The 15,314-nt window shown below is 60.4% G+C and carries 12 protein-coding genes; 4 read left to right on the plus strand and 8 right to left on the minus strand.

The genetic code is table 11. The features are described 5' to 3' along the window. Positions 1-43: 43 nt before the first annotated feature. Positions 44-931, minus strand: coding sequence for a LysR family transcriptional regulator (locus GDV60_RS12345; RefSeq protein ID WP_159907381.1), 888 nt, complete (start codon positions 929-931; stop codon positions 44-46). 78 nt (positions 932-1,009) lie between these two features. On the opposite strand from GDV60_RS12345, the gene GDV60_RS12350 reads away from it, so the two are divergent. Continuing rightward, positions 1,010-1,939, plus strand: a complete 930-nt coding sequence (locus GDV60_RS12350; protein WP_159907383.1) for a DMT family transporter — start codon at positions 1,010-1,012, stop codon at positions 1,937-1,939. A 269-nt stretch (positions 1,940-2,208) separates the two neighbouring features. After that, entirely contained in the window at positions 2,209-3,285 is a 1,077-nt protein-coding gene (gene hppD, locus GDV60_RS12355; protein ID WP_029294672.1) for a 4-hydroxyphenylpyruvate dioxygenase, read from the plus strand. A 47-nt stretch (positions 3,286-3,332) separates the two neighbouring features. On the opposite strand, the gene rarD is transcribed toward hppD, so the two are convergent. Continuing rightward, positions 3,333-4,214, minus strand: a complete 882-nt coding sequence (gene rarD, locus GDV60_RS12360; RefSeq protein ID WP_029294674.1) for an EamA family transporter RarD — start codon at positions 4,212-4,214, stop codon at positions 3,333-3,335. 133 nt (positions 4,215-4,347) lie between these two features. Here rarD and GDV60_RS12365 point away from each other — a divergent pair, with 133 nt between their 5' ends. Both GDV60_RS12365 and GDV60_RS12370 read left to right on the plus strand, forming a co-directional pair. Beyond that, complete coding sequence (locus tag GDV60_RS12365) at positions 4,348-4,824, plus strand: Lrp/AsnC family transcriptional regulator (protein ID WP_133714419.1); 477 nt, start codon at positions 4,348-4,350, stop codon at positions 4,822-4,824. 146 nt (positions 4,825-4,970) lie between these two features. Then, positions 4,971-7,745, plus strand: a complete 2,775-nt coding sequence (locus GDV60_RS12370; RefSeq protein ID WP_159907385.1) for a hypothetical protein — start codon at positions 4,971-4,973, stop codon at positions 7,743-7,745. 64 nt (positions 7,746-7,809) lie between these two features. On the opposite strand, the gene GDV60_RS12375 is transcribed toward GDV60_RS12370, so the two are convergent. The 6 genes from GDV60_RS12375 to GDV60_RS12400 form a co-directional block, all read right to left on the minus strand. Continuing rightward, positions 7,810-8,820: an aldo/keto reductase gene (locus GDV60_RS12375; protein WP_092236378.1), complete on the minus strand. Its 1,011-nt coding sequence runs from the start codon at positions 8,818-8,820 to the stop codon at positions 7,810-7,812. Between the two features lie 54 nt (positions 8,821-8,874). Further along, positions 8,875-10,047 (minus strand): acyl-CoA dehydrogenase family protein, encoded by a 1,173-nt coding sequence (locus tag GDV60_RS12380; protein WP_133714417.1) that lies wholly within the window; start codon positions 10,045-10,047, stop codon positions 8,875-8,877. Positions 10,048-10,055: 8 nt separating this feature from the next. Continuing rightward, the gene (locus GDV60_RS12385; protein ID WP_029294685.1) at positions 10,056-11,696 is read right to left on the minus strand and encodes an ABC transporter ATP-binding protein; all 1,641 of its coding nucleotides are present in this window, start codon (positions 11,694-11,696) and stop codon (positions 10,056-10,058) included. After that, positions 11,693-12,460 carry an ABC transporter permease gene (locus tag GDV60_RS12390; protein WP_240160289.1) on the minus strand — a complete coding sequence of 256 codons (768 nt, stop codon included), beginning with the start codon at positions 12,458-12,460 and terminating at the stop codon, positions 11,693-11,695. The genes GDV60_RS12385 and GDV60_RS12390 overlap by 4 nt, the downstream gene beginning before the upstream one ends. Before the next feature lie 175 nt (positions 12,461-12,635). Further along, entirely contained in the window at positions 12,636-13,973 is a 1,338-nt protein-coding gene (locus tag GDV60_RS12395; RefSeq protein WP_159907387.1) for an LLM class flavin-dependent oxidoreductase, read from the minus strand. Between the two features lie 14 nt (positions 13,974-13,987). Continuing rightward, entirely contained in the window at positions 13,988-15,229 is a 1,242-nt protein-coding gene (locus tag GDV60_RS12400; protein WP_159907389.1) for an acyl-CoA dehydrogenase family protein, read from the minus strand. Positions 15,230-15,314 lie beyond the last annotated feature (85 nt).

A 15,314-nucleotide genomic window follows, 5' to 3' on the forward strand; every position in this document is an offset into this window, starting at 1 on the left:
CGGTGAAAGGCTGTCTGGTCTATTGCGTCACTGCTTGGATGAGTCACCGCCCTGACAAAAAATCAGCGGTCACGCTCTGCGCCATCTGGATAAATGCCAGGGTTGCCGGAGACGACTGGCGCCGGTCCAGCACCGCCAAGCCGATTTGCCGCGCCACCCTGGGCGCTAATGGCCGCTGCACGTAGCGTGGCTGATCGTCCTGTGGCAGCGAGGCCTGGGCCACTACGCTCACGCCCGCGCCCCGGCTGACGGTGTCCAGGGTGCTGAGCAGCTGCGAACAGCGGTAGCGCACGTTGGGTTTGAGCCGGGCACTGTGGAATAAGCGCTCTACCAACTCTGAAGAGCCGGCCTCGGTCAGGACAAACGGGTCGTGACACAAGTCCTTGAGCTTCACGCTGGCCTGGTGGGCGAGGGCATGCCCTACGGGCAGCAGGGCGACCATCTGGTCTTCGAACAGCGCAAAGGTGTCCAGGCGCTCCTGTTCCAACACCACAAAACCCACGTCGATGCGTCGCTCTTCCAGCCATTGCAGCACTTGACGGTCGGGGCCCTCATCCACATGCACCTCGATTCCCGGGTGCGCCTGGCGAAAGTGTTCAAGGATCCTGGGCAGCAGGTGAATGGACGCGGTTGGCCCGAAGGAGCCGATGCGCAGCGTCCCGCTTTTCATGCCTCGAGCATCGGCTGCTTCCTGTTGCAAGGTACTGGCCAGCCCCAGCATCGCCCGCGCCCTCAACAGCAATTGCTGGCCGATATCGCTGAGTTCGACCCGTGACTGCTGGCGACGGAACAGTTCCACCCCCAGTTCCTGCTCCAAAGACTTGATGGCATGGGACACCGCCGACTGGCTGATGCCCAACCGATGGGCGGCGCTGGTGAAACCCTGCAGTTGTGCCACCAGCGAGAAAATTTCCAATTGTGTGAGGGTCATGAGGTTTTGCTCATTTTACGATGACTTGGCATTAGGAAAAGAATACGCCAATCAGCCTGCCAGATACCCAGGATCCTTATGCTCAGTTCAACCTTTGTGCTTGCTGGCGACCGTCTGACCTACGCCAAGCTCGCGGCCGTCACCATGATCTGGGGCGGCACTTTTGTTGCCGGCCGATTTCTCGCCGCGGATCTGGATCCGCTGCTGACGGCCAGCCTGCGCTTTATCCTGGCCAGCCTGGCGTTACTGCTGTTCATGGCCTTTGCCCGGATCCCCCTGGCGTGCCCTGCGCCTGCGCAAATGGTGCGGTTGGTGCTGTTGGGCTTTTTCGGGATCTTCTTCTACAACCTATGTTTCTTCTATGGCCTGCATTTTATCAATGCCTCGCGCGCCTCCTTGATTGTGGCCCTCAACCCGGCGGTGATTGGCCTGGCGTCATGCTGGTGGTTCAAGGAGCGGTTGGGGCGCCGCCAAGTGCTAGGCATCGCGCTGTGCCTGGGGGGCGCCGCGTGTGTGATTGTCAGCCGCAACCCATTGCTGTTGCAGGGCAGGGCAGATGCGTGGATCGGCGACCTGTTGATTTTTGGCTGTGTGCTGAGTTGGGGCGTGTATTCCCTGGGTTCACGCACGCTGAACCATAGCCTTGGCCCCTTGCAGACGGTGACCTGGTCGGTGCTGCTGGGCACCTTGATGCTGTGCCTCGCCACCCTGGTGACTGGCCGATTGACCGTGCAAGCGCTGGATGCCATCCATTGGCCGCATCTGTTGGGCCTGCTTTACCTCGGCGTATTGGGTTCGGCCCTGGCCTACATCGGTTATTACGACGGTATCCGGCGTATCGGGGCGACCCGCGCCGGTGTGTTTATCGCCCTCAACCCGCTGACGGCCGTGGTGTGTGGCGCGTTGCTGCTCGACGAGCAACTGAGCACTGCGATGTGCTTCGGTGGGGCGTTGATCCTGCTGGGCATCTACCTGGGCAATAAACCCCTTGCGCCCGCCAGGGCATAGGGATTTGATAAGGAATACGGACAAAGCTGTTTACGCTGTGTAGAATCGGTTTACGCATACAAGAATAAGCGCCTGTTTCCATGCAGGCCTCGTCCGTCAGAGACGCCCGTAAGAGAATGATCCAACCATGAAGCTACTCGGGTTCCAACTCATCTACGGTGACTTCCTCGCCCGCAGCGTGCGGGGCATTTCCTGTGCGCCACCTACCTACCTCATCCTTGCTGGCAATTAATTTACTTAATTCTAAAAAGATGATGAGGCGCCAAATCATGGCAGATCTATACGAAAACCCAATGGGCCTGATGGGCTTTGAATTCATTGAATTCGCATCGCCGACCCCGGGCACCCTGGAACCGATCTTCGAGATCATGGGTTTCACCAAGGTTGCGACCCACCGCTCGAAAAACGTGCACCTGTACCGCCAGGGCGCGATCAACCTGATCCTCAACAACGAGCCCAACAGCATCGCTTCCTACTTTGCCGCCGAGCATGGTCCGTCGGTGTGTGGCATGGCGTTCCGCGTCAAGGACTCGCAACAGGCTTACACCCGCGCCCTGGAACTTGGCGCCCAGCCGATCCATATCGAAACCGGCCCGATGGAACTGAACCTGCCGGCCATCAAGGGCATCGGCGGCGCGCCGCTGTACCTGATCGACCGTTTCGGCGAAGGCAGCTCGATCTACGATATCGACTTCGTGTTTATCGACGGTGTGGACCGCAACCCGGTGGGCGCAGGCCTGAAGGTTATCGACCACCTGACCCACAACGTCTATCGCGGGCGCATGGTCTACTGGGCCAACTTCTACGAGAAGCTGTTCAACTTCCGTGAAGCGCGCTACTTCGACATCAAGGGTGAATACACCGGCCTGACCTCCAAGGCCATGAGCGCCCCGGATGGCATGATCCGCATCCCGTTGAACGAAGAGTCGTCCAAGGGCGCAGGCCAGATCGAAGAGTTCCTGATGCAGTTCAACGGCGAAGGCATCCAGCACGTAGCCTTCCTCACTGAAGACCTGGTCAAGACCTGGGACGCGTTGAAGAAGATCGGCATGCGCTTCATGACCGCGCCGCCAGACACCTACTACGAAATGCTCGAAGGCCGCCTGCCAAACCACGGCGAACCGGTAGACCAATTGCAGGCCCGGGGTATTTTGCTGGACGGCTCGTCCGTGGCCGGCGACAAGCGCCTGCTGCTGCAGATCTTCTCGGAAACCTTGATGGGCCCGGTGTTCTTCGAGTTCATCCAGCGCAAAGGGGATGACGGCTTTGGCGAAGGCAACTTCAAGGCCCTGTTCGAATCCATCGAACGTGACCAGGTTCGTCGCGGCGTACTGACCACCGACTGACAGGGCTTTTTGTAGGAGCGAGCAAGCTCGCTCCTACAGTTATTGGGTCAGGCTCTACGCTGCCGCATCAGGTGCTTGAACCCTTCAAACACCAACACCATCACTGCCAGCCAGATCGGGATATAGGTCAACCACTCACCCGGCCCGATACTTTCCCCCAGTAGCAGCGCCACCCCCAGCAACAGTACCGGCTCCACATAGCTGAGCAGGCCGAACAGGCTGAACGCCAACAGCCGGCTGGCGATGATGTAGCACACCAGCGCCGAAGCACTGATCAGCCCGAGCATCGGGATCAACCCATACAAGCCTTTGTGTGCATCCAGCACGGCGAAGCCCTGCTCGCCACTTTGGACAAACCACAGCGCCACCGGCAGCATCAGCGCCATATCCAGCCACAGGCCGCCCAAGTGGTCGGTCGCCAAGCGTTTGCGCAGCACGAAGTAGATCGGATAACCGATGATCACCAGCAGCGTCGCCCAGGAGAAGCCGCCCACCTGGTACAACTCGTTAAGCACGCCAATCGCCGCCAACACCACCGCGATCAGTTGCAGCCGCGAGAGCTTTTCGCCATACACCAGGCGCCCGGTGAGGACCATGGTCAGTGGCAGCAAGAAGTAGCCCAGGGAGACATCCAGGCTGCGGCCATTGAGCGGTGCCCACATAAACAGCCACAGCTGCACCCCCAGCAGCACCGACGACAGCACAATCCCACCGATCAGCTGTGGTTTGCCCGCAAGCAAACGCAGCAACTCCCACACGTGGCGCCACTCACCGCTGACCACCATGAACACCGTCATGCACGGCACGGTCAGCAACATGCGCCAACCGAAAATCTCCAGGCCACTCAAGGGCGTGAGCAGTGATGTGAAGTAATACATCACGGCAAACAGCACCGAGGCCGCTACCGATAAAACAACGCCTTTAGACACGCAGTCCTCGCCAAACCGATTCAAACAAAAGAGGGGGTAATTTCAGGTGGGAATATATTGCTTTTGAGGTGAGACGTTTGCTCTGTTTTACGGCATCTTATGGGAAATTTTCTCACGTCCAAGGTTCGCCAGCATGCCCGTCAGCCCTCCACCGCCCCTGGATGATTTCGACCGCGCGATTCTCAAGCACCTGCAACGGGACAACACCACCGCGCTGCGGGTGATTGGCGAGCAGGTCAACCTGTCGACCGCAGCGGTACAGCGGCGCATCAAACGCATGGAACAGAGCGGGGCGATCAGCGCGAATACGGCGGTGGTCAATCAGGATGCGGTGGGCAAGCCGATCACGATCCTGGTGGAAGTGCACGCCGAGCGCACCCATATCGAAGACCTCGACGTGCTCAAGGCGCAGATGTCGATCCCCGAGGTGCAGCAGTGCTATTACGTCACCGGCGATGCGGACTTTATGCTGGTGGTCGTGGTGGAAACCATGAAGGCCTACGAAACCCTGGCGCGCACGCTGTTTTACGAGAACCGTAATATCAAATGGTTTCGCAGCATCGTGGTGATGGACCGGGTCAAGGTCAGCATGGATGTGCCGCTGGGCTAAGCGGTTCATCGGGCCCCGTGAAAACTTGGTAACACTTTGTCATCCATCATCTGGAACAAATTTGTAGGCAACATTCACATACATCGGTAATCCAGGCTGTGCGTCTCACGTGAGCCAGGGAAAACTCCGTCAAAAGAAGATGACTGATGATGAAAACCGATGTGAATAGCTTGCCATCTACGCGGTATCCAACTCTTCCTCCTGAGGATACGCGTGCAGTTCAAGACGGGGGGAGGTGCGACCTGCGTTCTGTCGGCTCGTCGGCATCGGCGGTGGGCCCGGCAGGACAGCCTCAAGCGGCGAGCGAAGATGCTGGGGATGGGTTAGCCAAAACCTCCGCAGGTTGGGTGAATTACCAGCACGGTATCAATCTTGCCGAAATGATTGAACCGGGGTCTTCCAAGCGGATGACTCGGGAGCAGTTGATCGCTTATCCCGGCAAAATGAGTGCTGAGGCTACGACGCCAGGGCAGGAGGCGCTGATTGCGTCGACAAGAATTGCTCCTGCGTTGGATTGGGCCGTGGCCAATGGCATTCTTGCGAAAAAAAACGACTACTCAAAAGATGATATTCACAAAGCAGCGTCGGCGCTCGATTTACATCTGGAGGAGATGGCAAAGTCCATTACCAGTCTTACGACTCCAATGCCTATGCGCAAAAATTACTTTACCGGGACGCAGTGGGTGTCGCCCATCGCTGGGCACAACGATCCGGATAATAAGAAGTACCCAACCGCCCTCTATGACGACAAGAGGTTTGCTGACGACTTCAAGGCTGATCTTGCAAACAAAAAAAAGGCTTACGGTGTTCTTATAAAACAACTGATTTCGACGTTGAGCCCGGAAGACCGGATCGCCATAGAGCATGGTGCGGTAAGCACTTATGCGCTGAAGCCCCCCGGGGACAAAGATGACCTGGAACGTGGAAGTTTTTTTATTAAAGCAGTGTATAAGGGAAAAACAACGGTCTATGAAATTGACCCTGCGCGCGGCATTGCACGCAAGCATAATAATTATGCTGGCGTTTTCAATGGGAGTAGTGCGATTGGGCAAAAAAAACTTGAAGACGGCAGTTATTCCAAAGAGTTTTCTGTGTGGGACAAGCCAAGTCTACAGGGCGCTCAGTATCAACCTAGGGTTGATAGCCAGTCCGATCTTCGGCCGAATAACGAGGTTTTTCGTGCGAAGCTCTATACGTTAGAGCCTCTTGGCAAGTTTTCCGATGCCGAGCCCAGTTCAGGCGAACAAGCCACGCCGCAAACCTTATCCTCCAAGCGATCCAATGACATTGCAAATAATATCTCGGAGAAGTTGTTTTATGCTAAAGATCTGGATCTGCTGTATATGGCAGAAGAGGATCCCGAACGTGTAACCCAGGCCGAAAAAGACGATAGGAAAAATTATAAGGAACTCAGTGCGTCCAGGGGTAAGCGTCGAGAGTTCCTGAAGGGATTTGTTCCCCTCTGGCACGGCATCGAGGCCATCATTGCAGGCCGCCCCATAGAGGGCGTTGCCAAGATATGGGTAGACCTGCTTTCTTTCACGTTGCCTGTCGGAGAAGTGGCGTCCAGTTTGAGCAAAGGGGCTGTTCGGGCCGTGAAATCGGCGTTTCCTCCGCTTTCCACCTTTACAAAAAAGATTCTTGGTTTTACTCGCAGTCCTGGCGTTTCGGGAGTCAAATGGGAGGGCGGTGTGCAGGGGATTAAATGGGCGGGGAACGCGGCAGATGATATTGGCAAGGGAGTCAAGCAGTTCAGACTCAATACGGCTCCGTTATCCAGGAGTGGCGCGGGGATACGTGAGATAGAGTTTAATGGCAGCAAATATTTTGCTGCTGATAAACCGGATGCTGGGGACGGGACGCACTACCTGCTGCGGGTGCCAGACCCAAAAGATCCATCGAAACTGGTAAGCAGCAGCACTGTCGCTAAGCCTAATGAAGCCGGTGTCTGGGAAGCAAGAGTTGGCTCGTCTTCTACACCTTCCAGTCAGAACAGAATTGACGGTTTGAAAGAATATTTCTTCGGAGAAAGCTCGCAGCCCGTAGATCCATTTATTAACGACAAGTTCAGAGTTAAAATGGACAATGCAAAATACGGTCCTGATAGTGCGAGTTATGAGCGAGGTTACAATAGCGGAAGCCCGGACAGTATCAATGGCTACTATAAAGGCATGAAAAGTTATCAGATCAAAGAGCTCGCGTTGAAGCCCGAGCGAACCTCCGAACAAATAGGTGTCTTGGTCAGGGTTCTGGAAAAACGTAAGGCGGGTAAAAGTCTTGAGGATTTTTTACATTTTAAAAATGAGGTCGAGGCTGCAGGCGGTACCGCTAAGGGAATGCCACAAAATCTTTACCTGTCAGAAGTTGATGTGTTAAGTAATGGTGAATGTGCTGCCCTCTCGAATAGCATGGCCCTGGCTATATCTCAGGGGAAAGAAGATGTGCTGATTGCTAACTTATATAAGGCTACAGCTGCGTCAAAAGATCCCAAGATCCTGAATTTCAGAAAGAATCTTAGTTCGCTGCATGATAATGTCGCTTACAGTTTTCATGGCAGTCAACCGGTTAAGAGGATGACCTACAAGGATATTATCGGAGAGCTGGGCAATGCCACGGTGACCACCACATTTAAAATAAGTGATAAGGGACATGGCGTTATTGCCGGGGTGATTGTAGAAAATAATAATAAAAGTTTCTTTTTTTACGATCCGAATTTCGGGCTGGCCAAGTTTCCAACTCAGCAGGCTATGGAGAAAGCATTAGAGAGCCTGCTCAACAGCGGAAAAGTGGGGAGTACATTCAAACCTTTTGGTGCCGATCGCGCGATGCCTGAGTATGACGTCAGTGTCTTTAGTGACTCGGACTTCTATGTGCAGAGCGGGAGCATCAACCCAAACAGCTTTTTCGACCAGCCCCTATAGCGCTCGACTGTCAGTCACGTTTAATGCGGGGGAAGCTCTTCCCCCGTTTTACTCAGATCATCCGTCAAGGCCGTACAGCTCGCCCCGAGACAAAGTGCCCCACATCATTGAACCCCGGTGTCGACGCATGCCCCGGCGTCACCAGCGAATCAATAAACGCCTCGTCCTCAGCACTGATCTTCACCTCGAGCGCCCCGGTATAGGCGTCCCACTGCGCCTCGGTACGCGGCCCGACAATCGCCGAGCTGACGGCCTGGTTGTTCAGGACCCAGGCAATCGCAAACTCGACAATCCCCACGCCACGCCCTTGGGTGTATTGCTGGATCTGCTGGGCGATGCGCAGCGATTCCACGCGCCATTCGGTTTCCAGGATGCGTTTGTCCTGGCGGGCGGCGCGGCTGCCGGCTTCGGGGGTGATGTCCGGTGCGTACTTGCCACTGAGCACGCCACGGGCCAGCGGGCTGTAGGGCACCACGCCCAGGCCATAGGCCGCCGCTGCAGTGATCTGTTCCACCTCGGCCTGGCGGTTGACGATGTTGTACAACGGCTGGCTGATGATCGGCCGGTCTACCCCCAGGCGTTCGGCCACGCGTACCACTTCGGCGATGCGCCAGCCCCGGTAGTTGGAAAGTCCCCAATAACGGATCTTGCCCTGGCGGATCAGATCGCCAATCGCCGAAATCGTGACCTCCAATGGGGTGGCGTGGTCTTCGCGGTGCAGGTAGTAGATGTCCAGGTAGTCAGTGTCGAGGCGGGTGAGGCTGGCCTCCAGTGCGTTGAAAATGCGCTTGCGGCTCAGGCCGCTGCGGTTGGGCAGGCCGTCCGGCGGGCCGAAGCCGACTTTGGAGGCCACGACCCAATCGTCGCGATGCCGGCTGATGGCTTCGCCGACAATTTCTTCCGAGCGCCCGCCGGTGTAGACGTCGGCGGTGTCGATGAAGTTAATGCCCTGGTCCCAGGCCTTGTCGATGATGCGCAGCGAGTCTTCGGTGTTGGTCTGTTCGCCAAACATCATGGTGCCCAGGGTCAGTGGGCTGACCTTGAGCCCGGATTGGCCCAGTGTGCGGTAAATCATGGTGAACTCCTCAAAAGCGCAGACAGTTGCTATGCAATACCAGAGAGCAAGGCTCTAGAACAAGCCCGACGTCGGTGGCTCGGTGTCCTTGAGCCGATAGGCGCCGACCACCGCGGCCTTCCAGTGCCGCGGATTGTGGTTGGCCACGGTGCGCGCATTGCGCCAGTGCCGGTCGAGGTTATGGCTGCGCCCGGTAGTGGAGGCGCCGCCCACGTCGAACAGCAGTTCAGCGGCCTTGAGTGCCGACTCGGCGGCGATGTATTGCGCCTGGGCCACGTCAATGGCTGCGCGGGTCACCGACTGGTGATCCAGTGCATTGGCCCACGCGGCGTCGATGCGGTCAGCCGCACGCAACACCACGGCTTCAGCGGCAAACGCGCGTGCCGAGATCTCACCCACGGAAAACTCCACATAGGGATCGTCCACCGAGCGGCTGGCGCTGCTGTGCTTGATCGGCCGCGCATGTTCCTTGGCAAAGGCCACCGCATCGTTCAAGGCATTGCGCGCGATGCCGGCCTGCACCGCGCCGAGGAACAGTTGCAGGAACGGCGTGATGATCGAACGCTGGCCTTCCTCCACCACCCGTGTGCGAATTTCTTCGCGGCGCACCAGCACGTTGTTCAGGCGCGTGGTGCCGCTGGCCGTCAGGCGCTGGCCCATGGCGTCGAAATCATCCACCAGTTCCAGGCCTTCGCGGTCGCGGGGCACCACGAATGACACCGGCTCCTCGTTTTCATCCAGGGCTACTGCGCTGACCCAATCGGCATACAGCGCGCCAGTGCTGTAGTACTTGCTGCCATTGGCGCGAAAGTGTTCGCCCTCCGGCACGATCCGCGCGCTGACCTGGCCGTTGGCGCCACCGATTTCCCAGCCGGCGTTGCCGAACACCTCGCCTTGCAGGTAGTGGGCAAACCATAACTGGCGCTCGGCTTCGGACTTTTGCACCAGCAAGCTCTCGATAAAGGCAAAGCTGGGGCGCAGGGACTGGGCGATATTGGAATCTACCGCCGCCAGGTCGATCACCAACTGCACCACCTCGCGCACACTGGACTCGCTGCCGCCATAGCGCTGGGGAATCCGCAGGGTCAGCAGGCGCGCTGCGGCCAGCTGGCGGATCTGCTCATGGGGCAGTTGCCGGGTGCGCTCGCGTTCGGCGGCGCCCTCGGCGATCTGCGGCAATAACACAGCGGCACGCTGCAACAGCTCTGGCACGGACAAAAAGCTCATGACAATCCTTATATGGCAATGGCATAGGTAATGAAGTGGTGCTCGGGCACCGGAGCCGGCCGGTCGATCTGCGGGATGGCGTCGAGCAGGGCGCGGGTGTAGGCATGTTGGGGGTGGTCAAATACGTCGCGCACTGTGCCGCTTTCCACGACTTCGCCGTCCTTCATCACCAGCACCCGTTCGCTGACCTGGTTGATCACGCCCAGGTCGTGGGAGATGAACAGGCAGGCCAGTTTCAGGCGTGACTTGAGGTCGGCCAGCAGCGCGAGGATCTGCGCCTGCACCGACACATCCAGGGCCGACACCGGTTCGTCGCACACCAGCACTTGGGGGTTGGGCGCCAGCGCCCGGGCAATGGCGATACGTTGCCGCTGGCCGCCGGAAAGCTCCAAGGGGCGGCGGTCGAGCACGCTGGCATCCAGGCGCACCAACTCCAGCAGCTCCAGGGTGCGTGCCGGCCATTCGCGGCGTGGCAGGCCCGCCACTTGCAGCGCCTCGTTCAGCACCCGGGCCACGGTGTAGCGCGGGTCAAACGAGCTTTGCGGGTCCTGGAACACCACCTGGATGCGCTGGCGCAGTTGGCGGCGTTGCTGATCGTTGAGTGCGCTCCAGGGCCGCCCGTTAAGCCACACATCGCCGGCGTCCGGGCGTTCCAGCCCTAGCAGCATGCGGGTGAGGGTGGTCTTGCCACTGCCGGACTCGCCGACAATCCCCAGGGTTTCCCCAGCCCGCAGGCTGAAGCTGGCGTTGTGTACCGCGACATGGGGCTGGCCGTCGGGGCCGATAAAGGTTTTTTGCAGGTTGCGCGCCTCGATCAACGGCAGGTCGAAACGCTCGACACTCGCCACCTTCGGCGCCGCCCGGTTCGGTCGTTGGAAATGCACGGCGCGCCCAGCCCGCAGCAGCGATTGGGTGTAAGGGTGCTGCGGATCATGCAGGATCGCCTCCACCGGGCCCTGCTCGACAATCACCCCGTGATGCATCACCGCCACCCGGTCCGCCAGGCGCGACACCACCGCCAGGTCGTGGCTGACCACCAGCATCGCCATGGCCTGGGAACGCAGGGATTCCAGCAGCGCCAGGACTTGCGCCTGTACCGTGGCGTCCAGCGCCGTGGTCGGCTCATCGGCAATCAACAGCCGCGGGCCTGCGGCAATCGCCGAGGCGATCAGGGCCCGTTGGCGCAGCCCGCCCGACAGTTGATGGGGGTACTGCAACGCGCGTAGTTCCGGTTGTGGGACACCCACCGAACGTAGCAACTCGATGACCCGCGCCTGGCGCGCATCGCGATCCAGTTGCGTGTGCAAGCGCAACGGTTCGGCAATTTCCTTGCCCACCGGGCGCAGGGGGTCGAGGGAGCCGAGGGCGTCTTGCATCACAAAGCCGATCTGCGCACCGCGCAGGGTCTGCCAGGCACGGTCGTCCAACTGGCGCAGGTCGATGTCGGCAAACGCCAGGCGTTCGGCCTGTACCCGTGAGCCGGCGCCGCTCAGGCCGCTCAGGGTGCGTGAGGTGACGGTTTTGCCCGAGCCAGACTCGCCCACCAGCGCCAGGCATTCACCGGCGGCCAGGCTGAACGATATGCCCTTGATAATCGGTGTGTGGCCAAACTGCACCCGCAGGTCTTGCACTTGAACTAACGTACTCATCGGGATTTACCCTCACTGCGTGCCAGCCAGTCACGGCCAATGGCGGTGATCGACACCACCGTCAGGATGATTGCCACGCTCGGCCAGGCCACCAACCACCAGGCATTGGCCAGGTAATTGCGGCCCATGGCGAGCATCGAACCCCATTCCGGCGCGGGCGGCGAGGCGCCAAAGCCTAAGAAACTCAAGGCCGCGCCGGTGATGATGTTGTGCCCGATACCAATGGTGGCGAGGATCAGGATCGGCTTGATCGCATTGGGCAGCACATGCCGCAACACCACGGCTGCACGATGTCGGCCGAGGGTGGTGGCGGCTTCGACGTAGGGCGCATCGCGCACTACCAGGGTCTGCGCACGCACCATTCGCGCAAAGCGCGGGATGCTCGCCACGCCCACCGCGATCAGCGTGATCCACAGGCCCTGGCCCCAGAACGTGATGATCACCAGGGCCAACAGCAGGTCGGGAAACGCCAGCAACACATCGATCAAACGCATGATTGCGCCATCCACCAGGCGCGGGCCAAGTCCCGCCGCCAAGCCGAGGATGATCCCGACGCCGAGGCCGATGGCTGTGGACACCAGGCCCATCAACAGCGAAGGACGCACCCCGTGGATCAAGCGGGCGAGTACATCGCGCCCGTTTTCATCGGTGCCCAGCCAGTGGCTGCTGCTGGGGGGCAGGTAGGCGTTGCGGGCGGCGGCGGCCAGTGGGTCGACGCCGGTCAGCCAATGGGGGGCAATGGCGGCGAGGATAAGCGCGATCAAAAACAGCCAGGCCAGGGCCAACCCAGGCCTGACAGTGGCGCGCCCCCTTGTGGCGAGTGGGCTTGCCCGCGTTGGGCGGCGAAGCAGCCCCAACATAGCGCGCAGAACGGGGTTGCCCGATAGAGGGCCGGGAGGGCTGCGCAGCCCCGCGCGGGCAAGCCCGCTCGCCACAGGGTTAGTGGGTTTCATGGCGGCTCCTTGCATACTGGCTTTGCGGGTACGGCAAGCCCAAATGCTCACGCAACGTGCTACCGCTGTATTCATGGCGGAACACCCCGCGCTTGCGCAGCAGCGGCACCACCTCATCGACAAACACCTCGACCCCCGAGGGAAACATGTCCGGCATGATGTTGAAGCCATCGGCCGCGCCCGCGAGGAACCAGTGTTCGAGGGTGTCGGCCACCTGTTCCGGGGTGCCCACCAGCAGCCGATGGCCGACCAGGATGCGCCGGGACAGTTCACGCACCGTCAGGCCTTCGCGGCGGGCCAGGTTGAGCTGGGCTTCGAGAAACCCCTGGGAGCCTTGCTCATAAGTGCCCACTTCACCGATCCGCGCCCACGGCAGCGGCGCATCCAGCTCCAGCTCCTCGGCCGGGATGCCGATCCGCGCGGCCACCTGCTGGATCAGGCCATGTTCGCCGTGGTAGGCATTGAGTTGATCAAAGCGCGCATGGGCTTCGGCCTCGCTGCTGCCGATCACCGTGGACAGGCCCGGCATGATTTTCAGGTGCTCGGGGTTGCGCCCCCAGTGCGCGGCGCGTTGCTTCATGTCGCGGTAGAAGTGCAGGCCATCTTCCAGGCTGGTCTGGGTGGTGAAAATGGCATCGGCATACCGCGAGCCCAGGGCCTTGCCGCCTTCCGACGAGCCTGCCTGCACCAGCACCGGACGGCCCTGGGGTGAGCGGGGCAGGTTCAGCGGGCCCTTGATGGAGAAGTGCTGGCCGACAAAGTCCTGGCTGTGGATCTTGTCGGGGTGTGCGTAGCGCCCGCTGCCGGCATCGCCGATGATCGCGTCGTCCTCCCAGCTGTCCCAGAGCTTGCACGCGATGTCGATAAACTCCTCGGCGCGGGCATAGCGCTGCGCGTGCTGCAGCTGGTTGGCCAGGCCAAAATTCTGTGCGGCGGCATCGGTGGCGTTGGTCACCACATTCCAGGCCGCGCGGCCCGCGCTGATATGGTCCAGGGAGGCAAAGCGCCGGGCCAGGTTGTAGGGATCGTTATAGGTGCTGGAGGCGGTGGCGATCACGCCGATGTGTTGCGTGGCCAGGGCCACGGCAGTCAACAGGATGGTCGGTTCCAGGCGGCCCACCGGCTGCGTGGCCACATCGCCCACCAACGCCGGGCCGTCGGCCAGGAAGATTGCATCCAGGCAGCCGCGCTCGGCAATACGCGCGATATTGCGGTAGTACTCCACATCCAGGTAGGCATCCGCCGGCACTTCGCCGACCCGCCAGGCCGCCGCGTGCGCGCCGAAACCGAGGATGTTCATGCCAATGCTCATGTGCTTTTTCATGCAGGTTCCTGGGGTTAGACGGCGCTGGCTTCATCGCGCGCGCTGGCATGCTCGGGGTTGTCGGCCACGGCTTGTTCCTGGGCGGCGCGCCAGGCGGCAGCGGGGCTGACGTCGTTGAGGTAGAAATCGCCCAGGGCCCGTTCGCGGTAGATCGCCGGGTTGTGCGAGGCCAGGGTGCGGGCATTGCGCCAATGCCGGTCAAGGCGCCGCACTTGGCTGGTAGCCGAGGCGCCGCCGACTTCGAACAGCAGGCTGGTGGCTTCCAGCACCAGCGGCAGGATCACTTGCTGTGCCTGGTAGGTACGCACATCGGCGTCGACGTAGTGCGCTTCGCTGATGGAGCCGTCGAGCACGGCCTCATGGGTGGTTTGCAGCACCTGCGCGGTGGCCTGTACCAGGCTGTCGGCGGCATAGGACAGGCTCGACAGCTTGCCGATCACCCGTTGCACCAGCGGGTCCAGGCGCGGGCTGGATTGCCCGGGGATGCCAAAGGCGCGGGTGCGGCCCTGGACAAACTCCACGGCATCGCGCAGCGCGGCCCGGGCGATCCCGGCCAGGGTCGCCAGGTGGAACAACTGGTAGAACGCCGAGATATACGACTCGGCCCGCAATTCGCCGGGCTTGAAGCGCCGCAGTACCTGATGCTCGGGCACCGCCACCTGGTCGAAGCGCGTGGTGCCGCTGCCGCTCAGGCGCTGGCCAAACCCGTCCCAGTCATCCACGCGGGTCACGCCGGGCGCATCGGTGGGCACCACCACGCTGATAAAGTCGGCACCGTCGGCGGCGGCCACGGCGATCCAGTCGGCATACAAGGTGCCGGTGCAGTAGTACTTTTGCCCGTCCAGTTGCCAGCCTGCGGCGGTGGGTTTGAGCGTCACCGAGTTGGTGGTGGTGTCACTGCGCTCGGCCATGGCTGCGCCCCACAATTGCCCTTCGACTACCTTGGGGAACCAGTACGCCTGGGATTCACTGTCCTGGCTCACCAGCCGGCCTTCGACGAAGCCAAAATGCGCGCGCACGATCTGCGGCAGGTTCGAGTCGGCACTGCCCAACTCGGTGAGCAAGGCGAACAACTCGGGCAGGCTGGCGCCCAGGCCGCCCTGGCTACGCGGTACGCGCAAGGCACCGAAGCCGGCGTGTTTCAACCAGCCGACGGCGTCGAAGGCCAGGGTCCGCTCCTGTTCACGTTGCACCGCGCCCTGGGCAATGCGCTGGAAAACCGGGGCGAAGCGTTCGTGCAGTTGGGTGTTGCTCATGTTCGGTTCCTAATCTGAAATTAAGTCATTCAAAGCTGACGACGATCCAATGTGGGAGCGGGCTTTTGTGGGAGCGGGCTTGCTC

Source organism: Pseudomonas sp. DTU12.1 (genome assembly GCF_009873475.1).
Classification (GTDB): Bacteria; Pseudomonadota; Gammaproteobacteria; order Pseudomonadales; family Pseudomonadaceae; genus Aquipseudomonas; species Aquipseudomonas proteolytica.